The 26,678-nt window shown below is 70.3% G+C and carries 27 protein-coding genes and 1 pseudogene; 22 read left to right on the forward strand and 6 right to left on the reverse strand.

Features of this window, described 5'->3' with window-relative positions:
- Positions 1 to 17 precede the first annotated feature (17 nt).
- The 13 genes and pseudogenes from ACGFYN_RS35905 to ACGFYN_RS35965 form a co-directional block, all read left to right on the forward strand.
- Positions 18 to 218 (forward strand): annotated as a pseudogene (locus ACGFYN_RS35905) (protein-tyrosine-phosphatase); the annotation flags it as partial.
- A 68-nt stretch (positions 219 to 286) separates the two neighbouring features.
- On the forward strand, positions 287 to 1,528 hold the full coding sequence (gene glyA, locus ACGFYN_RS35910) for a serine hydroxymethyltransferase (RefSeq protein WP_393870136.1): 1,242 nt from the start codon (positions 287 to 289) through the stop codon (positions 1,526 to 1,528).
- A 149-nt stretch (positions 1,529 to 1,677) separates the two neighbouring features.
- The gene (locus ACGFYN_RS35915; RefSeq protein WP_393870137.1) at positions 1,678 to 2,991 is read left to right on the forward strand and encodes an MraY family glycosyltransferase; all 1,314 of its coding nucleotides are present in this window, start codon (positions 1,678 to 1,680) and stop codon (positions 2,989 to 2,991) included.
- A gap of 331 nt (positions 2,992 to 3,322) precedes the next feature.
- A complete protein-coding gene (locus ACGFYN_RS35920) occupies positions 3,323 to 3,775 on the forward strand; it encodes a hypothetical protein (protein ID WP_393870138.1) in 453 nt (150 codons plus the stop codon).
- Positions 3,776 to 4,069: 294 nt separating this feature from the next.
- Positions 4,070 to 4,876: a F0F1 ATP synthase subunit A gene (gene atpB / locus ACGFYN_RS35925; RefSeq protein WP_393870214.1), complete on the forward strand. Its 807-nt coding sequence runs from the start codon at positions 4,070 to 4,072 to the stop codon at positions 4,874 to 4,876.
- 87 nt (positions 4,877 to 4,963) lie between these two features.
- Complete coding sequence (atpE, locus tag ACGFYN_RS35930) at positions 4,964 to 5,209, forward strand: ATP synthase F0 subunit C (protein ID WP_393870139.1); 246 nt, start codon at positions 4,964 to 4,966, stop codon at positions 5,207 to 5,209.
- Positions 5,210 to 5,246: 37 nt separating this feature from the next.
- Positions 5,247 to 5,792 carry a F0F1 ATP synthase subunit B gene (locus ACGFYN_RS35935; protein WP_393870215.1) on the forward strand — a complete coding sequence of 182 codons (546 nt, stop codon included), beginning with the start codon at positions 5,247 to 5,249 and terminating at the stop codon, positions 5,790 to 5,792.
- Entirely contained in the window at positions 5,789 to 6,604 is an 816-nt protein-coding gene (locus tag ACGFYN_RS35940; protein ID WP_393870140.1) for a F0F1 ATP synthase subunit delta, read from the forward strand. The genes ACGFYN_RS35935 and ACGFYN_RS35940 overlap by 4 nt, the downstream gene beginning before the upstream one ends.
- 149 nt (positions 6,605 to 6,753) lie before the next feature.
- Positions 6,754 to 8,346 (forward strand): F0F1 ATP synthase subunit alpha, encoded by a 1,593-nt coding sequence (gene atpA / locus ACGFYN_RS35945; protein WP_384264140.1) that lies wholly within the window; start codon positions 6,754 to 6,756, stop codon positions 8,344 to 8,346.
- A gap of 21 nt (positions 8,347 to 8,367) precedes the next feature.
- Entirely contained in the window at positions 8,368 to 9,306 is a 939-nt protein-coding gene (locus ACGFYN_RS35950) for a F0F1 ATP synthase subunit gamma (protein WP_393870141.1), read from the forward strand.
- Positions 9,306 to 10,742 (forward strand): F0F1 ATP synthase subunit beta, encoded by a 1,437-nt coding sequence (gene atpD, locus ACGFYN_RS35955; protein ID WP_393870142.1) that lies wholly within the window; start codon positions 9,306 to 9,308, stop codon positions 10,740 to 10,742. Before ACGFYN_RS35950 ends, atpD begins: the two co-directional genes overlap by 1 nt.
- A 113-nt stretch (positions 10,743 to 10,855) precedes the next feature.
- Complete coding sequence (locus ACGFYN_RS35960) at positions 10,856 to 11,230, forward strand: F0F1 ATP synthase subunit epsilon (protein ID WP_393870143.1); 375 nt, start codon at positions 10,856 to 10,858, stop codon at positions 11,228 to 11,230.
- Between the two features lie 142 nt (positions 11,231 to 11,372).
- Entirely contained in the window at positions 11,373 to 11,819 is a 447-nt protein-coding gene (locus tag ACGFYN_RS35965; RefSeq protein WP_393870144.1) for a DUF2550 domain-containing protein, read from the forward strand.
- Between the two features lie 193 nt (positions 11,820 to 12,012).
- Here ACGFYN_RS35965 and ACGFYN_RS35970 read toward each other — a convergent pair whose 3' ends face one another.
- From ACGFYN_RS35970 to ACGFYN_RS35980, 3 genes are all read right to left on the reverse strand, one after another.
- Positions 12,013 to 13,875 (reverse strand): glycosyl hydrolase family 18 protein, encoded by a 1,863-nt coding sequence (locus tag ACGFYN_RS35970; protein WP_393870145.1) that lies wholly within the window; start codon positions 13,873 to 13,875, stop codon positions 12,013 to 12,015.
- Positions 13,876 to 13,999: 124 nt separating this feature from the next.
- A complete protein-coding gene (locus tag ACGFYN_RS35975; RefSeq protein ID WP_393870146.1) occupies positions 14,000 to 14,650 on the reverse strand; it encodes a response regulator in 651 nt (216 codons plus the stop codon).
- Positions 14,647 to 15,819 (reverse strand): sensor histidine kinase, encoded by a 1,173-nt coding sequence (locus tag ACGFYN_RS35980; RefSeq protein WP_393870147.1) that lies wholly within the window; start codon positions 15,817 to 15,819, stop codon positions 14,647 to 14,649. The genes ACGFYN_RS35975 and ACGFYN_RS35980 overlap by 4 nt, the downstream gene beginning before the upstream one ends.
- A gap of 161 nt (positions 15,820 to 15,980) precedes the next feature.
- On the opposite strand from ACGFYN_RS35980, the gene ACGFYN_RS35985 reads away from it, so the two are divergent.
- Genes ACGFYN_RS35985 through ACGFYN_RS36005 form a run of 5 tightly spaced genes read left to right on the forward strand, consistent with a single transcriptional unit; the run spans position 15,981 to position 19,433 of the window.
- On the forward strand, positions 15,981 to 16,562 hold the full coding sequence (locus tag ACGFYN_RS35985) for a hypothetical protein (RefSeq protein WP_393870148.1): 582 nt from the start codon (positions 15,981 to 15,983) through the stop codon (positions 16,560 to 16,562).
- Positions 16,563 to 16,573: 11 nt separating this feature from the next.
- Positions 16,574 to 17,266, forward strand: coding sequence for a response regulator transcription factor (locus ACGFYN_RS35990; RefSeq protein ID WP_393870149.1), 693 nt, complete (start codon positions 16,574 to 16,576; stop codon positions 17,264 to 17,266).
- Positions 17,263 to 18,726, forward strand: coding sequence for a sensor histidine kinase (locus ACGFYN_RS35995; RefSeq protein WP_393870150.1), 1,464 nt, complete (start codon positions 17,263 to 17,265; stop codon positions 18,724 to 18,726). Before ACGFYN_RS35990 ends, ACGFYN_RS35995 begins: the two co-directional genes overlap by 4 nt.
- Positions 18,727 to 18,783: 57 nt before the next feature.
- On the forward strand, positions 18,784 to 19,218 hold the full coding sequence (locus ACGFYN_RS36000) for a hypothetical protein (protein WP_393870151.1): 435 nt from the start codon (positions 18,784 to 18,786) through the stop codon (positions 19,216 to 19,218).
- The gene (locus tag ACGFYN_RS36005; RefSeq protein ID WP_393870152.1) at positions 19,218 to 19,433 is read left to right on the forward strand and encodes a hypothetical protein; all 216 of its coding nucleotides are present in this window, start codon (positions 19,218 to 19,220) and stop codon (positions 19,431 to 19,433) included. Before ACGFYN_RS36000 ends, ACGFYN_RS36005 begins: the two co-directional genes overlap by 1 nt.
- A gap of 58 nt (positions 19,434 to 19,491) precedes the next feature.
- Here the strand turns inward: ACGFYN_RS36005 and ACGFYN_RS36010 are convergent, their stop codons facing one another.
- The 3 genes from ACGFYN_RS36010 to ACGFYN_RS36020 are packed head-to-tail and all read right to left on the reverse strand — an operon-like array spanning position 19,492 to position 21,625.
- Positions 19,492 to 20,064, reverse strand: coding sequence for a cob(I)yrinic acid a,c-diamide adenosyltransferase (locus tag ACGFYN_RS36010; RefSeq protein ID WP_393870153.1), 573 nt, complete (start codon positions 20,062 to 20,064; stop codon positions 19,492 to 19,494).
- A gap of 13 nt (positions 20,065 to 20,077) precedes the next feature.
- The gene (locus ACGFYN_RS36015) at positions 20,078 to 20,827 is read right to left on the reverse strand and encodes an ABC transporter permease (protein WP_393870154.1); all 750 of its coding nucleotides are present in this window, start codon (positions 20,825 to 20,827) and stop codon (positions 20,078 to 20,080) included.
- A gap of 12 nt (positions 20,828 to 20,839) precedes the next feature.
- Entirely contained in the window at positions 20,840 to 21,625 is a 786-nt protein-coding gene (locus ACGFYN_RS36020) for an ABC transporter ATP-binding protein (protein ID WP_393870155.1), read from the reverse strand.
- Between the two features lie 81 nt (positions 21,626 to 21,706).
- Between ACGFYN_RS36020 and ACGFYN_RS36025 the strand changes: the two genes are divergently transcribed.
- The 4 genes from ACGFYN_RS36025 to ACGFYN_RS36040 all read left to right on the forward strand — a co-directional run bounded on the left by ACGFYN_RS36025 (position 21,707) and on the right by ACGFYN_RS36040 (position 26,626).
- Entirely contained in the window at positions 21,707 to 22,348 is a 642-nt protein-coding gene (locus tag ACGFYN_RS36025) for a TetR/AcrR family transcriptional regulator (protein WP_393870156.1), read from the forward strand.
- 138 nt (positions 22,349 to 22,486) lie between these two features.
- The gene (locus ACGFYN_RS36030; protein ID WP_393870157.1) at positions 22,487 to 23,335 is read left to right on the forward strand and encodes a 3-hydroxyacyl-CoA dehydrogenase family protein; all 849 of its coding nucleotides are present in this window, start codon (positions 22,487 to 22,489) and stop codon (positions 23,333 to 23,335) included.
- A gap of 170 nt (positions 23,336 to 23,505) precedes the next feature.
- Positions 23,506 to 23,829 (forward strand): STAS domain-containing protein, encoded by a 324-nt coding sequence (locus ACGFYN_RS36035; RefSeq protein ID WP_393870158.1) that lies wholly within the window; start codon positions 23,506 to 23,508, stop codon positions 23,827 to 23,829.
- Positions 23,830 to 24,097: 268 nt separating this feature from the next.
- A complete protein-coding gene (locus ACGFYN_RS36040) occupies positions 24,098 to 26,626 on the forward strand; it encodes an ATP-binding protein (RefSeq protein ID WP_393870159.1) in 2,529 nt (842 codons plus the stop codon).
- Positions 26,627 to 26,678: the final 52 nt, after the last annotated feature.

Consider the following 26,678-nt stretch of genomic DNA (forward strand, 5'->3'; position numbering starts at 1 on the left):
CGCGTCCGGGATGGGGCGGCGTGGTGGCGCGTGCCCGTGCCCTGGTTCGTGCGGCGGCCGCTCTACGCGGGTGGCTCCTGGCCCCGACGGCCGAGGCGGACGAGGTCTACGACCCCTACGGCGCACCGCTGACGTTCTTCCGCTCGATCGGCGACGAGATACATCAGGCCCTGGATCCGGTGGTGACGGCGCTGACCGGGCTGCCCGCGAGGATGTAAGAACCGCGCACCTCAGGGGGACCGGGCCTACATTGGTCGTACGTCATCGTCGACGCCCGGAGCCCACCATGCCGGTCACCCATGCCCCTCAGACCGCCGACGTCCTGCGGCAGCAGGATCCCGAGCTGGCCGAGATCCTGCTCGGGGAGCTCGACCGGCAGTCGACGACGCTCCAGCTCGTGGCCGCGGAGAACTTCTCCTCGCCGGCCGTCCTGTCAGCGCTCGGCTCGCAGCTGGCCAACAAGTACGCCGAGGGATATCCGGGCGCCCGGCACCACGGCGGCTGCGAGATCGTCGACGTGGCCGAACGCGTGGCCGTGGAACGGGCGAAGGCCCTCTTCGGCGCCGAGCACGCCAACGTCCAGTCCCACTCGGGCTCTTCGGCCGTCCTCGCCGCGTACGCCGCCCTGCTGCGCCCCGGCGACACCGTCCTCGCCCTCGGCCTGCCCTACGGCGGTCACCTCACGCACGGCTCGCCCGCCAACTTCTCCGGCCGCTGGTTCGACTTCGTCGGATACGGGGTGGACGCCGAGACCGGGCTCATCGACTACGACCAGGTGCGGACGCTCGCCCTCACGCACCGCCCGAAGGCGATCGTGTGCGGCTCCATCGCCTACCCGCGGCACATCGACTACGCCCTCTTCCGCGAGGTCGCCGACGAGGTGGGCGCGTATCTGATCGCCGACGCGGCCCACCCCATCGGGCTCGTCGCCGGGGGAGCGGCGCCCAGTCCGGTGCCGTACGCCGACGTCGTCTGCGCCACCACGCACAAGGTGCTGCGCGGACCCCGCGGCGGAATGATCCTTTGCGGCGCCGAGCTCGCGGAGCGGGTGGACCGCGCCGTGTTCCCCTTCACGCAGGGCGGCGCACAGATGCACACCATCGCCGCGAAGGCCGTCGCCTTCGGAGAGGCGGCGACACCGGCCTTCGCCGCGTACACCCATCAGGTGGTCGCCAATGCGAGGGTGCTCGCGGCCCGGCTGGCCGAGGAGGGCATGGTCGTCACCACCGGCGGCACCGACACCCATCTGATCACCACCGACCCGGCACCCCTCGGTGTCGACGGACGCACCGCGCGCGGGCGGCTCGCCGCGGCCGGAATGGTGCTCGACTGCTGCGCACTGCCGCACGGCGACGCCCGCGGCCTGCGGCTCGGCACGGCGGCGCTGACCACCCAGGGCATGGGAGAGGAGGAGATGGAACGGATCGCCGCCCTGCTCACGGGAGTGCTGCGCGGCGGGACCGACAGCCAGAAGGCGCGTGACGAGGTGCGCGAGCTGACCGGTAGATTTCAGCCGTACCCCGGTTGAGCGCGGGTACTCGCACCCTGTACACCTGGGTGCGTTCTGCGTGCACAGGCACGCGTGCAACCATCGTCGCTACCCGGAAGTCCTCACTCATATGCGTCCCTCGCTAGGGTGTGGGGCTGTGATGGCCAGCGAGACCTGTGGGGAAGCCTGTGCGTGAATACCTGCTGACGCTCTGCATCACGGCCGCGGTGACGTACCTGCTGACAGGCCCGGTACGGAAATTCGCGATCGTGGCCGGAGCCATGCCGGAGATCCGGGCCCGTGACGTGCACCGGGAACCGACTCCGCGCCTCGGCGGTATCGCCATGTTCTTCGGTCTGTGCGCGGGCCTGCTGGTGGCCGACCATCTGACCAACCTCAGTGAGGTCTTCGAGAAGTCGAACGAGCCGCGGGCCCTGCTCTCCGGAGCGGCGCTCATCTGGCTGATCGGCGTGCTGGACGACAAGTTCGAGATCGACGCCCTGATCAAGCTCGGCGGCCAGATGATCGCCGCCGGCGTCATGGTCATGCAGGGCCTGACGATCCTGTGGCTGCCCATCCCGGGCGTCGGCAGCGTGGCGCTCACCCAGTGGCAGGGCACCCTGCTGACGGTGGCGCTCGTCGTCATCACCATCAACGCGGTCAACTTCGTCGACGGCCTCGACGGCCTGGCCTCCGGCATGGTCTGCATCGCGGCCGCGGCGTTCTTCCTGTACGCCTACCGCATCTGGTACTCGTACGGCATCGAGGCCGCGGCCCCGGCCACGCTGTTCTCGGCGATCCTCATGGGCATGTGCATCGGATTCCTGCCGCACAACATGCACCCCGCGCGGATCTTCATGGGCGACTCCGGCTCGATGCTGATCGGCCTGGTGCTGGCCGCGGGTGCGATCTCCATCACGGGACAGGTCGACCCGGACGCGCTGAAGCTGTTCGTCGGGTCCGAGAAGGCGGCCGTGCACCAGACGGTGCCCGTCTACATCCCGCTGCTGCTGCCGCTGACGATCATCGCGGTGCCGACCGCGGACCTGGTGCTCGCCATCGTGCGGCGCACCTGGCGCGGCCAGTCGCCGTTCGCCGCCGACCGCGGGCATCTGCACCACCGGCTCCTGGAGATCGGCCACTCGCACAGCCGGGCGGTGCTGATCATGTACTTCTGGTCGGCGCTCATCGCGTTCGGTGCGCTCGCCTACTCGGTCAACTCGGCGTCCATGTGGATCGTCCTGGGCATCGTGATCCTCAGCGCGGTGGGCCTCGCCCTGCTCCTGCTGCCGCGCTTCACCCCGCGGGCCCCGAGCTGGGCCGAGCACTTCGTCCCGCCGCGCTACCGCCGCGGCGCGGTCACCGAACCGGAGCTCGCGGAGGAGGCGGCCGAGGAGGAGCGCGCCCCGGTCGCGGCCGGTGTGGCGGGAGTGAACGGAGCGACGGCTGTGAGCGCCCGCTCGCACCTGGCGGACCGGCGGAACGCCGGTACTTCCCGCTGACCTCCGCAAGGTAAGAATCTGACTAGAGCATTGCCAAGTCGTGGGGGAGTAAAGTGCCCCAATACCAGACAGACCAGCCCTGTTTTTGCACAGACGCGCGCCGTCACTCTCATGTGTGACAGCGGGCACACCAAGTAGGTAAAGACCGCATCAAATAGTTTGTGATAGCGTTCACTACCAGTTGAGTGAAGCGCCGAAAGGCCTTGGCGGAACGGTCCTTTGGCCCGAAGCGCCCACACCTCCTCGCGTTAACCTCTGCACTGCACCGGGGCACCGATCGGTGACACCCGGTCACCACGTCTCGACCCCCACTTCCGTTGGAGCCGTCCGCATGCAGCCAAACGACGTCCGGATCCTCCGGGGAGCAGCGATCATCGCCGCCCCCGTGGGAATCGTCGCCACCGTTGTCAGTGCGGTCGTCGCCGGTGAGAAGGGTCTGGTCGGCGGGCTGGTGGCCCTCGCGGTGGTCGCCGGCTTCTTCGGACTCGGCTCCGCCGCGCTGATGCGCCTCACGCAGGACAAGCCGCAGGTGGCGATGACCGCCGGGCTGCTCGTCTACACCGTGCAGATGCTGCTCATCGGCATCTTCGTCATCGCCTTCAGCGACACCACGTTGTTCAACGGCCGGGCCTTCGGTCTCAGCCTGCTGGCCACCGCTCTCGCGTGGGTCGGTGGCCAGGTGAAGCAGAGTCTCACCAGCCGCATGCTCTACGTGGACCCCGTGCCGTCCGTGCCTGCCAAGGAGGCGGACCCGGTCAAGGCGGAGTCCCGTGATGCGGCGTAGGGGGCACGTAAAGGCGATACATGCCTATCTGCTATCGTCCGGAAGCGCTTCCGGTGGGGGTTCCTTCCGCTTCTCGAGCGGGGCAGGACATCGCCTCCACGGTCGCTGGCGCACTCGGACCGGGAGCTGTGATCACAGCACGGAATCCGAGCGGCCGGGCCCTCGGCGGATGCGCCCCACGGACTGCGGCGGCACCGTCACACCACCACGTCCCCAGTGCCGATCAGCGGCCTCACCAGCCGCGCTGACACACAAGGTTGCCGTTACTTATGCGTCACGACGAAGGAGTCACGGGTGAGTGCCCACATGCTGCTCGCTGAAAGCGGCTGCCACATCAATGCTGACTGTGCCTTTCCCGCGCCGGGCCTTCACTCGTTCAACTTCAAGCCGATCTTCAGCGTCGGCAGCTTCGACTTCACGAAGCCGATGCTCCTGACGATCATCTGCATGTTGGTCGTGATCGGCTTCTTCGCTGCCGCGTTCCGCAAGCCGAAGCTGGTCCCCGGGAAGCTGCAGCTCGTCGGCGAGATCGGTTACAACTTCGTCGCGCGCAGCATCGCCCTCGAAGTGATCGGCAAGAAGGGCAGCAAGTACGTCCCCTTCCTCACGTCGATCTTCTTCTTCGTGTGGATCATGAACGTGATGTCCATCATCCCGGTGGCACAGTTCCCGGCGACCTCGCGTTTCGCGTACCCGGTCGGACTCGCCGCGCTGGTGTACGTCACGTACATGTTCCTCACGTTCAAGACGCACGGATTCAGGGGCGGCGTCAAGAACCTGGTCTGGCTGGACGGTCTGCCGAAGCCCCTCATTCCGCTGATCGTCCTGCTGGAGTTCTTCTCGAACGTGATCCTGCGCCCGTTCACCCTCGCGGTGCGGCTGTGGGCCAACATGTTCGCCGGCCACATGCTGATCGTGATGTTCAGCGTGGCGACCTGGTACCTGCTCACTCCGTCGATCATGTCGGCCGTCGCCGGTGGCTCGTTCCTGCTGGCGCTCGCCATGACCACCCTGGAGGTACTGATCCAGTTCCTTCAGGCGTACATCTTCACGCTCCTCGCCTCGATCTACATCCAGGGAGCGCTCGAAGAGGGTCACTGACCCGCACTGCACCCCTCCCGCATCACCGCCGCCGGGAAGCCCTCCTGGCGGACCGCTTCGCACACATCACAAAAGGAAGACAGGGAAATGTCTGCCGAGCTCGTTAACCTTGCTGCCGCTACCGTCGCGGGTCGTCTGGGCGCCATCGCCTACGGTCTCGCCGCCATCGGCCCCGGTGTCGGCATCGGTCTGGTCTTCGGTCACTCCATCGAGGCCATGGCCCGTCAGCCCGAGGCGATGCCGATCATCCGTACCAACATGTTCCTGGGCTTCGCGCTCTGCGAGGTTCTGGCGCTGCTCGGCCTGGTCGTTCCCTTCGTCTTCAGCAGCTGACGACCAGTAGCCACTCTCGACGAAAGGTTCAGACATGATGGCCTTCCTGGCTGAGGCGGGGGCTGAGAATCCTCTCATTCCCGAAACAGCGGAATTGATCGTCGGCCTGATCTGCTTCTTCATCGTCTTCGGCGTCCTCGGCAAGAAGCTCCTGCCCAACATCCAGAAGACCCTGGAAGAGCGGCACGACGCGATCGAGGGCGGCCTGGAGCGTGCGGCGGAGGCGCAGGCCGAAGCCACGCAGATCCTTGAGCAGTACCGGGCTCAGCTCGCCGAAGCCAGGCACGAGGCCGCACGGCTGCGCCAGGAGGCGACCGAGCAGGGCGCCACGATCATCCAGGAGATGAGGGCGGAAGGTCAGCGGCAGCGCGAGGAGATCATCGCCGCCGGTCACGCCCAGATCGAGGCGGACCGCAAGGCCGTGGTCGCCGCGCTCCGTCAGGACGTGGGCACGCTCGCCACCGAACTGGCCGGCAAGCTGGTCGGTGAGTCCCTCGAGGACCACGCCCGCCAGAGCCGTACGGTCGACCGCTTCCTCGACGGCCTCGAGGAGAGCGCGGCGAAGGCCGAGGCCACGCCATGAACGGAGCGAGCCGCGAAGCGCACGCTGCTGCGCGAGAGCGTCTCGAGGCGCTGACCGACTCCTCGTCGGTCGACGCCGGGCAGCTCGCCGAGCAGCTGGCCGCCGTCACCGACTTCCTCGACCGCGAGGTCGCACTGCGGCGCGTCCTGACCGACCCGGTGCAGTCCGGTGAGGCCAGGGCCGAACTCGCGGGCCGGCTCCTGACCGGACACGTCGACGGCTCCGCCCTCGACCTGGTCACCGGCATGGTCCGCTCGCGCTGGTCGCGTTCGCGCGACCTCGTCGACTCGGTGGAGGAGCTCGCGGCGACCGCCGACCTGACGGCGGCTCAGCAGGCGAACACGCTCGACGACGTCGAGGACGAGGTGTTCCGGTTCGGCCGGATCGTCCAGTCCAGTGCCGCACTGCGCGCCGCACTGACCGACCGGGCGGCCACGACCGAGGCGAAGGGCGAGCTGCTGCACAGCCTGCTCGGCGGCCGGGCCAACCCGGTCACGGAGCGGCTGGTCGTGCGCCTTGTGACACGGCCGCGGGGACGTAGCCTGGAGGCAGGCCTCGAGGCCCTGTCCCGGCTCGCCGCGGCACGCAGGGACAGGGCGGTGGCCGTCGTCACCTCGGCGGTGCCGCTCACGGACGGACAGAAGCAGCGTCTCGGCGCTGCGCTGGCGAAGCTGTACGGACGCCAGATGCATCTGAACCTGGACGTGGACCCCACGGTCCTCGGCGGGATCTCCGTACGGGTCGGTGAAGAAGTCATCGACGGCACGATCGCGGAGCGCCTCGCGGAGGCGTCCCGGCGGTTGGCCGGCTGACGGCCACCCGGCCAACAAGAAGAACAGCGGCCCGGTTGGGTCGTGCAGAAATTGCAGAAGATTGCTGGGGGCCCGCGGCACAGCCGCTGAGGGAAACAGCCCCAGACCCCCAAAGACTTCGGGCCCAACAAGGAGAGCAGGGAACCCAGATGGCGGAGCTCACGATCCGGCCGGAGGAGATCCGGGACGCGCTGGAGAACTTCGTCCAGTCGTACAAGCCGGACGCGGCCTCGCGCGAGGAGGTCGGTACGGTCACCCTTGCCGGCGACGGCATCGCGAAGGTCGAGGGCCTTCCCTCGGCCATGGCCAACGAACTGCTGAAGTTCGAGGACGGCACCCTCGGTCTCGCACTGAACCTGGAAGAGCGCGAGATCGGTGCGGTCGTCCTGGGCGAGTTCAGCGGGATCGAGGAGGGCCAGCCGGTGCAGCGCACCGGTGAGGTGCTCTCCGTCGCCGTGGGCGAGGGCTACCTCGGCCGCGTCGTCGACCCGCTCGGCAACCCGATCGACGGTCTCGGCGAGATCGAGACCAGCGGTCGTCGTGCCCTTGAGCTGCAGGCCCCCACGGTCATGCAGCGCAAGTCGGTGCACGAGCCGATGGAGACGGGCTACAAGGCCGTCGACGCGATGACCCCGATCGGCCGCGGCCAGCGTCAGCTGGTCATCGGTGACCGTCAGACCGGCAAGACCGCCCTGGCCGTCGACACGATCATCAACCAGCGCGACAACTGGCGTACCGGCGACCCGTCGAAGCAGGTCCGCTGCATCTACGTCGCCATCGGTCAGAAGGGCTCCACGATCGCCTCCGTGCGTGGCTCCCTCGAAGAGGCCGGCGCTCTGGAGTACACGACCATCGTCGCCGCCCCGGCGTCCGACCCGGCCGGCTTCAAGTACCTGGCGCCGTACACCGGTTCGGCCATCGGTCAGCAGTGGATGTACGAGGGCAAGCACGTCCTCATCATCTTCGACGACCTGTCGAAGCAGGCCGACGCCTACCGCGCCGTGTCCCTGCTGCTGCGCCGTCCGCCGGGCCGCGAGGCCTACCCCGGTGACGTCTTCTACCTGCACTCCCGCCTGCTGGAGCGCTGCGCGAAGCTCTCCGACGAGATGGGCGCGGGCTCGATGACCGGTCTGCCGATCGTCGAGACCAAGGCCAACGACGTGTCGGCGTTCATCCCGACCAACGTCATCTCCATCACCGACGGCCAGTGCTTCCTGGAGTCGGACCTGTTCAACGCCGGTCAGCGCCCCGCGCTGAACGTCGGTATCTCGGTCTCCCGAGTCGGTGGCTCCGCCCAGCACAAGGCGATCCGCCAGGTCTCCGGCCGACTGCGTGTCGACCTCGCCCAGTTCCGTGAGCTGGAGGCGTTCGCCGCCTTCGGTTCCGACCTGGACGCCGCCTCCAAGGCCCAGCTGGAGCGTGGTCAGCGCATGGTCGAGCTGCTCAAGCAGCCGCAGTACCAGCCGATGGCCACGGAGGACCAGGTCATCTCCATCTGGGCCGGCACCACCGGCAAGATGGACGACGTCCCGGTGGCCGACATCCGCCGCTTCGAGAAGGAGCTGCTCGAGTACCTGCACCGCAAGGAGCAGGGCCTCATGACCTCCATCAAGGAGGGCGGCAAGATGTCGGACGACACCCTGCAGGCCATGGCCGACGCCGTCGCGGAGTTCAAGAAGCAGTTCGAGACCGCCGACGGCAAGCTGCTCGGCGAGGACGCTCCGGCCGCGGCCGCCAAGTGACGTAAGGAAGGGACCTGACTCATGGGAGCCCAGCTCCGGGTCTACAAGCGTCGCATCCGATCCGTCACCGCGACCAAGAAGATCACCAAGGCGATGGAGATGATCGCCGCCTCGCGCGTCGTCAAGGCGCAGCGCAAGGTGGCGGCCTCCACCCCTTACGCGACCGAGCTCACCCGCGCGGTCACGGCCGTCGGTACCGGTTCGAACACCAAGCACCCGCTGACCACCGAGGTGGAGTCGGCGACCCGCGCCGCGGTTCTGCTCCTCACGAGCGACCGCGGCCTGGCCGGCGCCTTCAACTCGAACGCCATCAAGGCGGCGGAGCGGCTGACCGCGCGCCTCGAGGCAGAGGGCAAGGAGGTCGACACGTACATCGTCGGCCGCCGTGGCATCGCGCACTACAACTTCCGTGAGCGCACCGTCTCGCACTCGTGGACCGGGTTCACGGACGAGCCCTCGTACGCGGACGCGAAGCAGATCGCGGGGCCGCTCATCGATGCCATAGAGAAGGACACGGCGGACGGCGGGGTGGACGAACTCCACATCGTCTACACCGAGTTCGTCTCGATGATGACGCAGACGGCGGTCGACGGACGGCTGCTGCCGCTCCGCCTCGAGGACGTGGCCACGGAGACGTCGGCCACCGGCACGGACACGCCCGCCAAGGGCGAGGTCCGTCCGCTGTACGAGTTCGAACCGTCGGCGGAGGACGTCCTCGACGCCCTGCTGCCGCGCTACGTCGAGAGCCGTATCTACAACGCGCTGCTCCAGTCGGCTGCCTCCAAGCACGCCGCCACGCGCCGCGCGATGAAGTCGGCGACCGACAACGCGGGAGACCTGATCACCACGCTCTCCCGACTTGCCAACGCGGCCCGCCAGGCCGAAATCACCCAGGAAATCAGCGAGATCGTCGGTGGCACCGCAGCCCTGGCCGACGCGACCGCGGGGAGTGACAGGTAATGACGACGACAGTTGAGACGGCCGTTGCCACGGGCCGCGTCGCCCGGGTCATCGGCCCGGTCGTCGACGTGGAATTCCCCGTCGACGCCATGCCGGAGATGTACAACGCCCTTCACGTCGAGGTGGCCGACCCGGCCAACGCCGGCGAGAAGAAGACGCTGACCCTGGAGGTCTCCCAGCACCTGGGTGACGGCCTGGTCCGCACGATCTCCATGCAGCCCACCGACGGTCTGGTCCGCCAGACGACGGTGACCGACACCGGTACGGGCATCAGCGTCCCGGTCGGCGACTTCACCAAGGGCAAGGTGTTCAACACCCTCGGTGAGGTGCTGAACGTCGACGAGACCTACGAGGGCGAGCGCTGGTCCATCCACCGCAAGGCCCCCGCGTTCGACCAGCTCGAGTCGAAGACCGAGATGTTCGAGACGGGCCTGAAGGTCGTCGACCTTCTCACCCCGTACGTCAAGGGCGGCAAGATCGGTCTGTTCGGTGGTGCCGGTGTCGGCAAGACCGTGCTGATCCAGGAAATGATCATGCGTGTCGCCAACCTCCACGAGGGCGTCTCCGTCTTCGCGGGTGTCGGAGAGCGCACCCGTGAGGGCAACGACCTCATCGCGGAGATGGAAGAGTCCGGCGTTCTGGACAAGACCGCCCTGGTCTTCGGCCAGATGGACGAGCCCCCGGGCACCCGTCTGCGCGTCGCGCTGGCCGGCCTGACCATGGCCGAGTACTTCCGTGACGTCCAGAAGCAGGACGTGCTGTTCTTCATCGACAACATCTTCCGCTTCACGCAGGCCGGTTCCGAGGTCTCCACGCTGCTCGGCCGTATGCCGTCCGCGGTGGGTTACCAGCCGAACCTGGCCGACGAGATGGGTCAGCTGCAGGAGCGCATCACCTCGACGCGTGGCCACTCGATCACCTCGATGCAGGCGATCTACGTCCCCGCGGACGACCTGACCGACCCGGCGCCGGCCACCACGTTCGCCCACCTCGACGCGACGACGGTTCTCTCCCGTCCGATCTCCGAGAAGGGCATCTACCCGGCCGTGGACCCGCTGGACTCCACGTCCCGCATCCTGGACCCGCGGTACATCGCGCAGGACCACTACGACGCCGCCATGCGCGTCAAGACGATCCTGCAGAAGTACAAGGACCTCCAGGACATCATCGCGATCCTCGGTATCGACGAACTGGGCGAGGAGGACAAGCTCGTCGTCCACCGTGCCCGTCGTGTGGAGCGCTTCCTGTCCCAGAACACCCACGCCGCCAAGCAGTTCACCGGCGTCGACGGGTCGGACGTTCCGCTGGACGAGTCGATCGCCGCGTTCAACGCGATCTGCGACGGCGACTACGACCACTTCCCCGAGCAGGCGTTCTTCATGTGCGGTGGCCTGGAAGACCTCAAGGCCAACGCCAAGGAGCTGGGCGTCTCCTGACGCCGGTGCTCGTGGCTTGAGGGGGCGGGCGCGTCCCGCCCCCTCTGCCACGCCTACTAGACTTGTAACCAACACCCGGCGACATGGCCGGGTGGTGACCCGAGGAGCCACCCTTGGCTGCTGAGCTGCACGTCGAGCTGGTCGCTGCCGACCGCCAGGTCTGGTCCGGTGAGGCACGCCTGGTCGTCGCTCGCACCGCGTCCGGCGACATCGGCGTCATGCCCGGTCACCAGCCGCTGCTCAGCGTGCTGGAGTCGGGCCCGGTGACCATTCGTACGAGCGACGGTGGAACGGTTATCGCCGCGGTGCACGGCGGTTTCATCTCGTTCGCGGACAACAAGCTGTCGCTGCTGGCGGAGATCGCCGAACTCGCGGACGAGATCGATGTCCAGCGTGCGGAGCGGGCGCTCGACCGCGCGAAGTCGGATGCCGACGCCTCCGCCGAGCGTCGCGCGGACGTACGACTGCGTGCGACGACGACGAGCTGAACCCGCGCGGAGCGTGATGACGTCACTCAGCCGCGGTCGGAACCGGAGCAATCCGGAGCCGACCGCGGCTGAGGCAGATCTGGATGTTTTTTCCGTTCCGTTACCTGTTTTCGGTACCTAGGAGACGAGGAGGTCGGTGTCGATGGTCCTCGCTCTGACTGTGTGCGGAATCGTCGTGGCCCTGGTGGTGCTCGGGCTGTTCGTCTTCGGCCTGCGCCGCAGACTCATCCAGCGCTCCGGCGGCACCTTCGACTGTTCGCTGCGCTGGGGAGTCCCGGAGAAAGCCGACACCAGCGGAAAAGGCTGGAGTTACGGCGTCGCCCGCTACAACGGCGACCGCATCGAGTGGTACCGCGTCTTCTCCTACGCCTACCGCCCGCGCCGCACCCTGGAGCGCGCCGCGATCGAGGTCGCCGGCCGCCGTCTCCCCGAGGGCGAGGAAGAGCTGGCACTGCTCTCCGACGCGGTCATCCTGACCTGCCTGCACCGGGGCACGCGTCTCGAACTCGCCATGAGCGAAGACGCGCTGACCGGTTTCCTCGCGTGGCTGGAGGCAGCCCCGCCCGGTCAGCGCGTGAACGTCGCCTGACACACCGGATTCGGGGAGTCGGCCTGACCGACCACGACGGTGCGGTGTTCGGAGCTTCCACCTGCCGTTCGGACCCGCAGCGAAGGGCCGAATGTCCCCCCGCAGTGCACGCGGGGGGCGTGCGGGGCGCGCAAAAAGCTCCGCCGCGGACGGCCCGAGGGCCGCACGCGGCGGAGGTGGGGCAGAGCCGGGATCAGCTCATTCCGCTGTTGATGGCGCTCACCAGCTCGCCGTTGCCGGTGTCACCGCTGAACTCCCAGAAGAACGCGCCGCCGAGGCCCTGGCTCTTGGCCCAGCTCATCTTTCCGGCGATGGTCGACGGGGTGTCGTAGGACCACCAGTTGCTGCCGCAGTGCGCGTACGCCGTTCCCGCGACCGTGCCGGTCACCGGGCAGGATGTCTTGAGGACCTTGTAGTCCTCGATGCCCTGCTCGTAGGTGCCGGGCGCCGGGCCCGTGGCGGTGCCGCCCGGGGCGTCCTGGGTGACGCCGGTCCAGCCGCGGCCGTAGAAGCCGATGCCGATGAGCAGCTTGCTCGCGGGCACGCCCTTCGACTTGAACTTGGCGATCGCGTCGGCCGTGGTGAAGCCGGGGGTCGGGATTCCGCTGTACGAGGTGAGCGGGGAGTGCGGGGCGGTCGGGCCCTGCGCGTTGAACGCTCCGAAGAAGTCGTACGACATCACGTTGTACCAGTCGACGTACTGCGAGGCGCCCGCGTAGTCGGCGGCGTCGATCTTGCCGCCGGAGGTGCCGTCCGCCGTGGTGGCGGCGGTGACCAGGTTGTTCGAGCCGAACTTGGCGCGCAGGGCCTGCATGAGGTTCTTGTAGGCCGCGGCACCGCTGGTGTCGCAGGACAGGCCGCAGGCGTTCGGGTACTCCCAGTCGATGTCGATGCCGTCGAAGACATCGGCCCAGCGCGGGTCCTCGACCAGGTTGTAGCAGGACTGTGCGAACGCGGCCGGGTTGGCCGCGGCCTGGGCGAAGCCGCCGGACCAGGTCCAGCCGCCGAAGGACCACAGGACCTTGATGTTCGGATACTTGGCCTTGAGCTCGCGCAGCTGGTTGAAGTTGCCGCGCAGCGGCTGGTCCCAGGTGTCCGCGACGCCGCTCACCGACTGGTCGGCGGTGAACGCCTTGTCGTAGTCGGCGTAGGAGTCGCCGATGGCGCACTGGCCGTTGGTGACGTTGCCGAAGGCGTAGTTGATGTGCGTGATCTTCGAAGCCGAGCCCGACGTCACCAGGTTCTTGACGTTGTAGTTTCGGCCGTAGATGCCCCACTCGGTGAAGTAGCCGAGCTTGACCTTGTCGCCGGTGGTCGGCGGCGGGTCGGTGGTGCCGCCGGTGGTGTGCACGGCGACCGCGCCGCTCACCGGGCCGGTCTGGTCGGCGGTGTCACGGGCCTGCACGGTGTAGGAGTAGTCGGTGCCGGCGGTGAGGCCGGTGTCCGTGTACGAGGTCGTGGTGACCGTCGAGACCTTCTTGCCGTCGCGCAGGACGTCGTAGTTCTTGACGCCCTTGTCGTCGGTGGCCGCGCCCCAGGAGAGCTTCACCGAGGTGTCGGTGACGGAGGAGGCGGTGGGGGTGCCCGGCGCGGAGGGCGCCGCGTCGCCGGGGACCGTGGTGCCGTCACAACTGTCGCCGTTCAGCTTGCAGTTGGACGGGGAGCCGGAGCCCGCGCCGTTGAAGCCGAAGGAGACCGAGGCGCCGGGGGCGAGGGTGCCGTTGTAGGACTTGTTCTTGGCGGTCCAGTGGGTTCCGGAGCTCGTGACGTCCGCGTCCCAGGCGGAGGTGACGGACGTACCGGAGGGGTAGTCCCACTCGACGGTCCAGGAGCTGATGCTGCTGCTGCCGGTGTTCTTGATGGTCCACTGACCGCCGAAGCCGGTTCCCCAGTCGGTGGTCTTGGCGTAGGTGGCGGTTGCCCCCCCACTCTCGGCTGCGCTCGAGCGGGGGGACCCCCATGTCGCGGCCTGGGCGGGGCTCGCGAGGCCGACCAGACCGGCCAGGGGGAGCAGCAGGGTCGCGAACCCTGCCGCGGCTCTGTGTCTGAAGCGCATGCTGCGCCTCCCTCGTCTAAGGGGATGAGGGCGCGACTGAGCCTTCGCACCCACGGTGCCGCGAGAATAGAAAGGTCTGGACCACCGGTCAATAGGTCTGTACCACTGAGACGGGCCGATCGCGTCAGATCCCCAACTCCTGTGCGAGCACCGCCGCTTGGACCCGGCTGCGCAGCTCCAGCTTCCCGAGAAGGCGGCTGACGTGCGTCTTCACCGTCGCCTCGGCCATGTCCAGCCGGTCCGCGATGCCGGCGTTGGACAATCCCTCGCCGAGACAGGACAGCACCTCGCGCTCGCGCCGGGTGAGGGAGTCGAGCACGGCAGGGTCGGCGGCCGGCGCGCGCACCGGCCGCGCGGCGAACTCGGCGATCAGGCGGCGGGTGACCGCCGGTGCGATCAGGCCCTCCCCGCGTGCGACCGTGCGCACCGCCTCCAGCAGGTCCTTCGCGTCGGTGTTCTTCAGCAGGAAGCCGGCCGCCCCCGCGCGCAGCGCGCCGAACACGTACTCGTCGAGGTCGAAGGTGGTCAGCACGAGGACGTCCGCGAGCCGCTCCCCGACGACCTGCCGGGTGGCCGACACCCCGTCCAGGCGCGGCATCTGAACGTCCATCAGGACGAGGTCGGGGCGCAGCTCCCGGGCCAGCGTCACCGCCTGCTCGCCGTCCGCCGCCTCGCCGACCACCTCGATGTCGGGTGCGCTGCGCAGGATCAGGACGAGTCCGGCGCGGACGGCGGACTGGTCCTCGGCGACCAGAACCCTGACGACACGGCTCATGCGGAGTCTCCTTCGGTCACGGGGAGCGTGGCGTGCACGGCCCACAGCGCGCCCGCGGGACCGGCCTCGAACGTGCCGCCCAGCAAAGTGACCCGCTCCCGCATCCCGGCCAGCCCGGCGCCCGAGCCGGGAGCGCGCGGCCCGTCCCGGTGGCCGTACGGGCTGGTCACCCGCACGTCGAGCGCGCCGTCCCGCTGGGCGAGCGCGACGGTGATCCGGCCGGGACAGGCGTGCTTGAGGGCGTTGGTCAGGGACTCCTGGACGATGCGGTAGGCGGCGAGTTCGACCGGCGCGGGGACCTCGCAGACGCCGGTGTCGAGGGTGACGTCGAGGCCGTTGGCGCGGGCGCTCTCGACCAGGGCGGGCAGTCCGTCGAGGGTCGGGGTGGCGGCGGGCGCGTGGTCGTCGCCGCCCTTCCGCAGGATGCCGATCAGCCGGCGCATCTCGGCGAGCCCCGCCACGCTGTTCTCGCGGATGACGGCGAGGGCGTCCTTGGAGGTCTTCGGATCGTCGAGGGAGAGCGCGGCCGTGGAGTGGATGGCGATCGCGGAGAGGTGGTTGGCGACCATGTCGTGCAACTCCCGCGCCACTCGCGCCCGTTCGGCGACGACGGCCTGGCTGCGGTCCATCTCCGCGAGCAGGGCGGTCTGTTCGGCACGCAGCCGGGCCGCCTCGGCGGTGTCGCGGTGGTTGCGCACGACCCAGCCGGTCGCCGCGGGCACCAGGCTGACCAGCCCGACGCCCGCCCCGATCAGCAGGGCCTGCGGTACGCGCCAGGCCACGTACGGGACGACGGTGCCGACCACCGTGAGCAGCCCGGTGATCCACGGCAGGCGGCGGGCGAAGGCGGGTGTGCCGTACAGGACGGCCGCGTAGACCAGGTCGGTGAACATCACCACGGTGGCGAGGTTGCCCAGGGTGAAGAGGTCCGCGGTGATCGCCGCCGTGCCGATGAGCAGGGCGGTGCGCGGGCGGGTGCGGCGCAGCAGCTCGCAGCACGCGGTGACGAACAGCGGCACGAGGACCGCCCAGTGCGCGTCCACCACCGACATCGGGTCGTCTCCGGTGCGGCTGTAGAGGCCGACCCCCCACAGCAGCAGCCCGCCGAGCAGCCCGCCCAGGGCGATGCGCACGTCGTCGCGGTGCGGGCGGGGGAGTCGCGGGGCCATGTCTCCATCCAACACGGCACACGTGGCGCACGCCTGATCCTCGCGAAGGGTCCCGAACTGCATCTTTCGATGTACCGCGACCTCGTCACCGCCGACGACGAAAGCGGCCGCGCCCGCCGGGAGCCTGAAGGAGTGACCGAACCCGCCGTGAGGAGCGAACCGTGATCGTCGCGCTGATCATCGCCTGCGAGGTCGGCTTCTGGGTGCTGCTGGCGGCCGGCCTCGCCGTCCGCTACCTGCTGAGACGCCGCCGCACCGGCGTGGTGCTGCTGCTGTGCGAACCGGTCCTCGAACTGATCCTGTTCGTGGTCACGGCCGTCGACCTGAGGAACGGCGCGGAGCCGAGCTGGGAGCACGGCCTCGCCGCCCTCTACATCGGCTTCACCGTCGCCTACGGCCACTACACGATCGGCCGGCTCGACGCGCACGCGGCCCACCGGCTCGCGGGCGCGCCGCGTCCGCCGAAGCCTCCGCGGTACGGGATGGCGAGGGCCCGGCACGAGGGCGGCCTGTGGCTGCGCACGCTCCTCGCCGCCGCGGTCGCCTGCGCCCTGCTCCAGGCAGCCGTCTGGTACGTCGGAGCCGGCGACACCTCGTCGCTGCGCGCCTTCCAGTGGGTGGCGCTGCGGGCCGCGGGTATCCACGGGCTGATCGCGCTGACCTATCTGATCTGGCCGAAGAAGGCCCCGGCCGACGCCCCCGGACGCGCCGAGGAGGAGGGCCGTACCCTGACCAAGCGGTGAGGGGAGGGCGCATGGGCGAGACCGGCAGTCCCGGAGCGGTGCTGGTCGTGGACGACGACCCGGCCATCCGGCGTTCGCTGGAGCGCGGGCTGCGGCTCAGCGGCTTCCGGGTGCGGACGGCGGACGGCGGCCGCGAGGCGCTCGCGGTGATCGGGCAGACGCCCCCGGACGTCCTCGTCCTCGATGTGTCGATGCCCGGCATGAGCGGCATCGAGGTGTGCGAACGGCTCCGCGGCGACGGGCAGGACCTCCCCGTGCTGATGCTCTCCGCGCTCGACGAGACCGCCGACCGGATCGCCGGGCTCCAGGCGGGCGGCGACGACTACCTGGTCAAGCCGTTCGCCCTGCAGGAACTGGTGCTGCGGCTGCACGCGCTGCTGCGTCGCCGCCCGCCCGCCGGCGAGGTCCTGCGGGTCGCGGGTCTGGTCATCGACCCGGCGGCCCGCACCGCCGAGCGGGACGGGCGGCCGCTGGAGCTGACCCGGCGCGAGTTCGAGCTCCTCGAAGTCCTGGCCCGCAACGCCGGGTTGGTGCTTACCCGGGACCAGCTCCTGGAGCGGGTGTGGGGCTACGACTTCGACGTGCGCACCGACGCCGTCGACACCTTCGTCAGCTATCTGCGGCGCAAGCTGGAGGCGGGCGGGCGGCCCCGGCTCGTGCACACCGTGCGCGGCGTGGGCTTCGTGCTCCGGGACGAGCCGTGAGGCTCTCCACCCGTATCGGGCTCGCCGTGGGCGTCACCGTGCCGCTGCTGGTGCTGGCCTCCGGCTGGCTGCTGCTCCAGCTGGTCAACCACGATCTGCACGGTGCCGAGGACGACCATCTGCGGGCCCGCGCCACCGCCGTGGCCCCGGACGCCCGCGCCCTGCTGCGGGCCAGCGCGAACGACCGGCCCAAGGCGGCCGACAACCGCGAACGGCAGCTCTACACCGCCGCCCTCGACGTCGGCGTACGCGTCGTCGGCCCGGACGGCACCTTCAGCGGCGGCCCGCAGCCGGACGCCTCGGTGCCGCTCCCGGCGCGGCGGAACAAGCCGGTCACGGTCCGGGACGGCGGCACCAGCTGGCGCGCCCTGTCCGTGCCGGTCAGGACGGGACGCGGTCCGGGAACCCTGTGGGTCTTCTCGCCCAACGCCGCCGATCAGGCCCAACTCCGGCTCGTACGGCGGCGGGTGGCGTGGACGACCCTGCTCGCCGTGCCGCTGTCCGGCCTGCTCGCCTGGGGCATCGCCACCGGAGCGAGCGGCCCACTGCGCCGCCTCGGCCGCCGCACCGCCGGACTCGACCCGCGCACCAGCAGCGCCCGGCTGCAGCACGAGCGGACCGGGGTGAGCGAGGTCGACGAGCTCGCGGCGACCCTCCAGAAGGCCCTCGCCCGCTACGACGAGCAGGCCGCGCGCACCGCCGAGGCACTGGACACCGCCCGCTCCTTCTCCGCGGCCGCCTCCCACGAACTGCGCACCCCGCTGATGAGCATGGGCACCAACCTCGACATCCTGGCCGGCCACCCCGACCTGCCGGAGCCGGACCGGACCGAGGTCCTGGCCGATCTGCGCGGCGAGCACGCGCGGCTGCTGAACCTGCTGGTGATGCTGCGCGACCTGGGCCGCGGCGACCTGGTCGAGGCGGAGGCCTTCCGGACCGTGGACGTCTCCGAGACCGCCGACGCCTCGGTGGCGGAGGCCCGCCGGCGGTTCCCCGGCGCCCGGATCACGCTGGCCGCGGCACCCGGGCTCACCGTGCACGGCTGGGAGCCAGGGCTGCGGCTGCTTCTGGACAACCTGGTGGCCAACGCCCTGGCGCACGGGCGGGACGAGACGGGCCGGGCGAGTGTGGCGGTGGATGTGCGGCGCGCGGGCGAGCAGGTCGTCGTGACGGTCGACGACCGCGGCCCCGGGGTGCCGCCCGAGGCCCGCGCCCGGATCTTCGAGCGTTTCCAGCGCGGGCCCGGCAGCTCCGGCACCGGTCTCGGCCTGACCCTCGTGGCCCAGCAGGCGGCGCTGCACCGGGGCACCGTCACGGTCACGGGTGGACCCGGCGGAACCGGCTCCCGCTTCGAGGTACGGCTGCCGTCCACGGGCGGCACGCTGCCCGCCCACCGCGACTGGCTGATCACCACAGCCGGGACAAACCGGTCACAGAGTTTCCCCAAAGAGCCTTCCTAGCCTCCACGGCGTACGGACGGACGAAGAAGGAGGCCGTCCGCGAAGACGGAGGCTGAGATGGACGTACGACGACACAGGCGCACGCTTCTCGTGGGGGTGGCCACGGCGGCGGTACTGGCGACCGGCACCGGTGTGGCGATGGCGGAGAACACGACTTCCACGAGTTCTACGACTTCCACGACTGCTCCGGCACCGGGGCCGACCGGGGACGGCGCGCAGAAGCTGTGCAAGCGGGTGCCGAAGATCGACCACCGCATCGAGCGGGCCCTGAAACGGCTGAACGCCGGGGCCGGCAGGCGCGGTTCGGTCGCGCGGCTGCAGAAGCGCGTGGACAACGCCAAGAGCGCGGGCCACGACGAGATCGCCACGTTCCTGCAGGACCGGCTGACCTTCCGCAAGTCCCTGGTCACCACGCTCAAGCAGCGCCAGACGGACCTGGCCGGCGTCAAGACGTGGTGCGAGAACAACGGCAACGGCGCGGGAGGCAAGTGATGCGTGTCCGGGCGACGGCGGCCGCGGCGCTGCTGGCCGTCGGGCTCCTCGCGGGCTGCGCCCGGGAGCACGGCTCGGCGGCCACCACGCCCTCCCCGTCCGCGAGCCCCTCCGGCTACCCGGAGATGGAGAAGAAGGTGGCCGCGGCCGAGTCCGCGCTCGCGCAGGCGGACAAGGACGCGGCCCAGGACGACACGGACGGCACGGGCCGCTGAGAAGAGGGGGCAGGGGCGGGGAGCGCGCGGACTCGGCGCTTCCCGCCCTCTGCCGTGCTCAGCGTTCGCCGCCCGGCACCCACAGCACGTCCCCGACCTCCTTGTTCGCGACCCGCGCCAGGATGAACAGCAGGTCCGAGAGCCGGTTCAGGTACGTCGCGGTCAGCGGGTTCATCGTCTCGCCGTGCACCTCCAGCGCCGCCCACGTCGAGCGTTCGGCACGCCGTGCGACCGTGCACGCCTGGTGCAGGAGGGCGGCGCCCGCGGTGCCGCCGGGGAGGATGAAGGAGCGCAGCTTCTCCAGCTGCTCGTTGAACCGGTCGCAGTCCGCCTCGAGCTTGTCGACGTAGAACTGCTCGACCCGCAGCGGCGGGAACCCGGGGTTCTCCACCACCGGCGTCGACAGGTCGGCGCCCACGTCGAACAGGTCGTTCTGGACGCGGGTGAGGACCTTGACGACCTCCTCGTCCAGGCTGCCGAGCGCGAGCGCGGTGCCGATGACCGCATTGGCCTCGTTGGCGTCGGCGTACGCCGAGATCCTGAGGTCGGTCTTGGCGACCCGGCTCATGTCGCCGAGGTTGGTGGTGCCCTGGTCGCCGGTCCGGGTGTAGATACGCGTCAGATTGACCATGTGACCAGCGTAGTTACGCTCCGGCCGTCCGGAACGCGCGTGTGCCCACTGTCACGGCGAGTGCCGCGAGGCCGACGGCGACCAGGACGCCGTAGAGCATGTGGGCCGTGGTGTACGAGCCGACGTAGGCGTCCCGCACCGCGTCCACGAGATAGCGGAACGGCATGAGGTGCGAGAGCACGTCCAGCCAGACGGGCGCGAGGCTCATGGGCAGCATCAGGCCGGACAGCAGCATCGACGGCATGGTCATGGCGTTGACCAGCGGGCCGAACTCCTGCGGGGTGTTCACCTTCATCGCCACGACGTACGACAGCGAGCCGAGCGAGACCGTGAGCAGGGCGACGAACCCGAAGCCGATCAGGATGCCGGCGAGAGGTGCGCGCAGGCCCATCGCGACGGCCGCCAGCACCAGCAGCACCGCCTGGAAGACGAAGACGGTGGTGTCGCGCAGCACCCGCCCCAGCAGCAGCGCGAGCCGGCTGACGGGGGTCACGCGCATCCGCTCGACGACGCCCTGGCCCTTCTCGACGATGATCGCGAATCCCGCGAACGAGGCGCCGAACAGGCCGAGTTGGAGCAGCAGCCCGGGCACCAGCAGCTGCCACGAGCTGCCGCGCCCGCCCAGCGGCAGACCGGTCAGCAGCGGCCCGAAGAAGAGGAGGTACAGCATGGGCATCAGCACGCCGAAGAGCAGCGCGAAGCGGGAGCGAAGTGACTGGCGCAGATAGCGGCCGTAGATGAGGGCCGTGTCCTGGAGCAGCATGGTCGGTGACTCCTATACGGCTACGGGAGCGGCGTCGGCCGGGGCGGGGCCGCGGCCGGTGATGGCGAGGAAGGTGTCCTGGAGGCTCGCGTCGATCGAGCCGCCGTGCGCCAGCTTGAGCGCGGTCGGCGTGCCCTCGGCCGCGACCACCCCCTTGTCGACGATCACCAGGCGGTCGGAGAGGGCGTCGGCCTCGTCCAGATAGTGCGTGGTCAAGAAGACCGTCGTGCCGTGCTCGTCGCGCAGGCGGCGGATCAGGTCCCACAGGTCGGCGCGGCTGCCGGGGTCCAGGCCGGTCGTCGGCTCGTCGAGGAAGAGCACCTTCGGCCGGTGGGTGAGCGCCATGGCGATGTCCAGGCGGCGCCGCTGGCCGCCGGAGAGGGTGGCCGTCCTCCGGTCGAGGAGGGCGGTGAGGTCCAGGTCGCGGGCCAACTCCTCGGCGCGGGCGACCGCCTGGGCCTTCGCCAGGCGGTACAGGCGGCCCTGCGTGACGAGCTCCTCGCGCACGCTGATCTGCCCGTCGACCCCGCCGGACTGGGCGACGTATCCGCAGGCGCTCCGCACGCCCGCCGGATCGGCGACGAGGTCGTGCCCGGCGACGGTGGCCGCGCCGCCGGTGGGGGCGAGCAGGGTCGTGAGCATGCGCAGGGTGGTGGTCTTGCCCGCGCCGTTCGGCCCGAGGAAGCCGAGGATCTCGCCCTCGCGGACGGTGAGGTCGATGCCGCGGACGGCCTGAACGGGGCCGCGCCCGGTCTGGAAGGTGCGGGCCAGTCCGGCCGCGCTGATGACTGCTGGCATGCGTCCCAGAAAAACAGAGTCCTTGCAATTTTGCAATGACTCCAAATTTTGTGCGGCACCAGCGAACGGTAGGATCCGGACATGGCAGAGGGGCTCAGGGAGCGGAAGAAGCGGCAGACCCGGCAGTACATCTCGGACGTCGCCACGGGCCTGTTCGTCGAGCGGGGCTTCGACGCCGTCACGGTCGCCGAGATCGCCGAGGCCGCCGACGTCTCCGTCAACACCGTCTACAACTACTTCCCGGCGAAGGAGGACCTCTTCTTCGACCGCTCCGCCGGCCTCGTCGACCGGATGTCCCGCTGGGTGCGCGGGCGCGGCAAGGGGGAGTCGGCCGCGGCCGCCGTCCTGCGGGAGCTGCGCGAGGAGGTCGAGTCGGTCTCGCCGCGGGTCGGGTTGCTCGCCGGCTACGGCGCGTTCATGCGCGTCATCGAGGACGCGCCGGCGCTGCGCTCCCGGCTGTGGGCGATCGGGCAGGAGGTTCAGGTCAATCTCGAACAGGCCCTGCGCGAGGACACCGGCGCGGACGGAAGCGACCCGATGCCGCATCTGATCGCCGGTCAGCTGAGCTGGGTGCACGCCACCGTGGTGGGCGTCATCGGCCGCGAGATGGTCAGGGGGCGCAATCCGCGCGAAGTGTCACGAGAGGTGCTCGTCCTCCTCGACGACATCGAGGACCTGTTGGGCGAGAAGGTGCTCAACTACGCCGTCCGAGGCATGGAATGACCCGTGCCGGTGTGATGTCCGTCAGATGAGACGTGACGCGCATTACTTACCGGTCACACAGCACCGACGGAGCGCTAAGGTCCGCCGAAGAGGCATACGTATACAGCGTGTAAGGCGTTTCAAAGGGGAGTCACAGACGTGGCACGGAAGCTTGCCGTCATCGGAGCCGGCCTCATGGGTTCCGGCATCGCCCAGGTCTCCGCCCAGGCGGGCTGGGACGTCGTCCTGCGCGACGTCACCGACGAGGCACTGGACCGTGCCGTCGGCGGCATCCAGGCCTCGTACGCCAAGTTCGTCAGCAAGGGCAAGCTGGAGGCGCACGACGCCGACGCGTCCCTCGCGCGCATCACCACGACCACCGACCTGGACGCCGCCGCCGACGCCGACGTCGTCGTCGAGGCCGTCTTCGAGAAGCTCGAGGTCAAGCACGAGATCTTCCGCACGCTCGACAAGATCGTGCGCGAGGACGCCGTGCTCGCCTCCAACACCTCCGCGATCCCGATCACCAAGATCGCGGCGGCCACGGCGCACCCCGAGCGGGTCGTCGGCGTGCACTTCTTCTCGCCGGTGCCGATGATGCAGCTCGTCGAGCTCGTGCGCGGCTACAAGACCAGCGACGAAGCCCTCGCCACCGCGCGGGAGTTCGCCGAGTCCGTCGGCAAGACCTGCATCGTCGTCAACCGCGACGTCGCCGGTTTCGTGACGACCCGTCTCATCACGACGCTCGTCGTCGAGGCGGCCAAGCTGTACGAGTCGGGCGTGGCCAGCGCCGAGGACATCGATCTCGCCTGCAAGCTGGGCTTCGGCCACGCGATGGGCCCGCTGGCCACGGCGGACCTGACGGGCGTCGACATCCTGCTGCACGCCGCCGGCAACATCTACACCGAGTCGCAGGACGAGAAGTTCGCACCGCCGGAGCTCATGCGCCGGATGGTTGACGCCGGTGACATCGGACGCAAGAGCGGGCAGGGCTTCTACACGTACTGAAACACCAGTACGTACAGCCACTGAGACCGCACACACCCCTGGAACATCACTCGCCAGGGTGAATTCGGTATCGGTTCGCTTACAGACGGCAACCTCGTTGCCGCTGAAGCAGTCAGACGTTGCACAGCCACCGTCACGGAGTACGCCACCGCACTCACGGGGAGCGACATATGTACATCAGGGGCGACCACGCCGAGCTGGTCGTCGGGGGCCGCCTCGACGTCCGCAGCGCGGCGGACGCCCGTACGGTCCTGCACACGGCCGTCGACGGCGGAGTCGGCGACCTGGTGCTCGACCTGTCCGAACTGGCCTCCTGGGACGCCACCGGACTCGGGGTGATCATGGGTGTCCACCGGCGGGCCGGCCGTTGCGGCCGGCGCCTGGTGCTGCGTGAGGTGCCGCCGCAGATGCAGCGCCTGCTCGTGGCCACCCGACTGCACCGGATCCTGGCGATCGAGGGCGGCATCGGGGTGGAGTCGCTGCCCCGAGTGTGACCCTTCGTCCAGGTGTGGTCCGGGATGCGGGGGAGACCCGGCCGCATCGCGGCCCAGGACAGGTCGGGTGCGATCCTCACGAGACTGTGACGTCTCGCACGGAGCGGTACCCCGGGCTGTCGTAGATACTGAGCGAAGGTTTAGGGTTCGGTCGCCCGCTGCCAGACAGTCCCTGCGAGCGGGTCCGGACCAGAAGCGACAGCGCGGTGTGCAGCAAGGCCGGGAGGGGCTCGAGGCACACACGACGCTTTTGGGGGGCTTGAAACCTATGGACCCGAACAGCCGGGGACCCGAGGAGTACGGCCATGACGGCGGCGACGGTTCGCCGCGCCAGCGCCCGCCCAGGGACCCGCTCACACCCGACTTCGGACAGCACTCGCCGACGCTCGCGCGCACGGTGCAGCTCGTCACGGGCGACTACCTGCTCACCGTCAATCCCGTCGACGGCAGCGAGATAGAGGCCTGCCCGCCGGCCGAGCGCCCGGGCCGGCCGGAGAAGCTCACGGCGGCCGAGCGCGCCGAGGTGGAACGCGCGGCCAGGCCGCCTGTCCCGCCCGGTCCGGCCCAGCCGTCACTGCCGCTCCTGGAGCGCCAGGAGGAGCGCGAGCGGCTCGTCCGGCTCCTCGCCCGCGGCCGCTCGGTCCGGCTCACCGGACCCGCCGGCTCCGGCCGCACCCGCCTGCTCGGCATCATCGCCGAGGACTGCGGGGACCTCGCCCCCGACGGCGTGGTGCGCCTCAGCGGCTTCCGCCGCACGGCGACCGAGCTGCTGTACGACCTCTTCTACGCCGTTTACAACGCGCCCCTGCACCGTCCGGAACGGGACGAACTGCTGGAGTACGTAAGGGAGATCGGCGCGGTCGTCGTCCTCGACGACATCGAGTTCGGCGGTGCCGGGCTCGACGAGCTGCTGGACGCGACGCCGGAGTGCGCCTTCGTCATCGGCGCCACCCCCGGCGTTCCCGCGCCCTCCGCCGACTCCTCCGTGGAGGAGGTCTTCCTCGGCGGTCTCGAGCGCGCGGGCGGCGTGGACATCATCGAGCGCACCGTCGGCCGGGCCCTGACCGAGGAGGAGGCCAACTGGGCCGGCGACCTCTGGTTCGAGTCCGAGGGCCTGCCGCTTCGCTTCGTACAGGCCGGAGCCCTGCTTCGGCGGCGCGACCAGCTGCGGGCCGGCACGAGCGCCGTGGACGAGTTCGGCGTCTTCGAGGACGCGCTGCCCGTCGACGCCCCCTTGGAGACCGAGGCGGGCGACGACGTACCGCTGCCCTCGCTGGGCGAGGCCGCCGCGCCCGCGCCGCTGCTCGCCTCGCGGCTCAGCTCCTCGGCGCGCGCCACCCTGCGGTTCGCCGTCGCGCTCGGCGGTGAGGTGCCGCACCAGGCCCATCTGCCGGCCCTCGTCGGCGACACCCACGCGGACGCCGCCCTCGGCGAGTTGGCGTCCTGCGGACTGGTCTCGCCGGTCGGCTCCCGCTACCGGCTCGCGGCCGGCGTGCTGCAGCAGCTGGAAGCCGCAGGTTACGGCGACGACATCGATGCCCGGGCGCTGACCGCCGCCCAGCACTACGCCTGGTGGGCCGGGCACCCGTCGGTCACCCCGGAGCGCGTCTGCGCCGAGGCCGACGCGGTGCTCGCCGCCCTCGGCGTCCTGGTGCCGGGCACGACCGTGCCGGCCGAGGGCGAGGAGAGCGTCACCGTGCAGCTGGCCCGCACGGCGGCGCCGGCGTTCGCCGCGGGTCTGCACTGGAGCGCCTGGGAGCGGGCCCTGCGGTCCGGCGCCGAGGCCGCCCGGCTCGCCGGTGAGGTGTCCGAACAGGCCTACTTCCACCATGAGTTGGGGATCCTCGCGCTCTGCGGCGGGCAGTTCGACCGCTCCCGCACCGAGCTGGAGACCTCCATCGGCCTGCGGTCCGCGCTCGCCGAGAAGCACGGCACCGTGTCCGGCCGCCGCGCCCTCGCCCTGGTCGCCGACCGCACCGGCACGGCGCCGGGGCTCGGCTCGACATCGGGCGAGGAGGTGCCGGAAGCGCGCTACGAGGAGTCGCAGTCGCCGCCCGGGGGAGTGGTGGCCGCCGCGCTGCCGGGGGTTCCGCCGCCGTCCTCCGAGGACTCGACGCTGGTCGTGCACCGGGCCACGTCCGGCTCCGCGCCCAAGGCCCACCGGGCCGGCATCCGGGGCCTGGCACGGCGCAACCTGGTAGCGGCCGGTGCCGGCGCGCTGCTCGCGGCGGTGCTCGGCACGGTCGTGACGCTCGGCGCGACGTCCAGCAACGACGCCAACACCCCGTCCGACAAGGTCGGCGTCAACCCGTCCGCCAGCCAGGGCCTCGACGACGGCAGCCTCGGCGCCGACAAGCCGAAGAGCGACACCGGCAAGGGCGACACCGGCACGGCGACGAGCCGTCCGACGGACCCGGGCCCCGACGGCACGTACGGCACGTCCGACGACCCGACCCCGCCGTCCGACACACAGCGGCCGTCGGACTCCCCGAGCGGCACCAAGGGCTCGGGCGGCGGCGGTTCGACCGGATCGCCGTCGCATTCGGCGACGTCGAAGCCGCCGACGAAGAGCCCGACGACGAAGCCGCCCACGAGCTCCAAGCCGCCCACGTCGCCGCCTCCGACCTCGGAGCCGCCGCCCAGCTCCCCGCCGCCGTCGACGAGCACGTCGCCGTCCACCTCCGACTCGGCGAGCGGTCCGGCATCCAGCGCCCCCGCCTCGTCGAGCGCCCCGGCGACGACGAACAGCACCTCGGCGAGCGCGCCGGCGAGCAGCGGCACGGACGCGGTGATCTGAGGCCCGGCGCACACGAGAGGGCCGGGTCCGTTCGACGGACCCGGCCCTCTTC

Origin of the sequence: Streptomyces sp. NPDC048419, from assembly GCF_043200415.1 — a bacterium.
Taxonomy (GTDB): domain Bacteria; phylum Actinomycetota; class Actinomycetes; order Streptomycetales; family Streptomycetaceae; genus Streptomyces.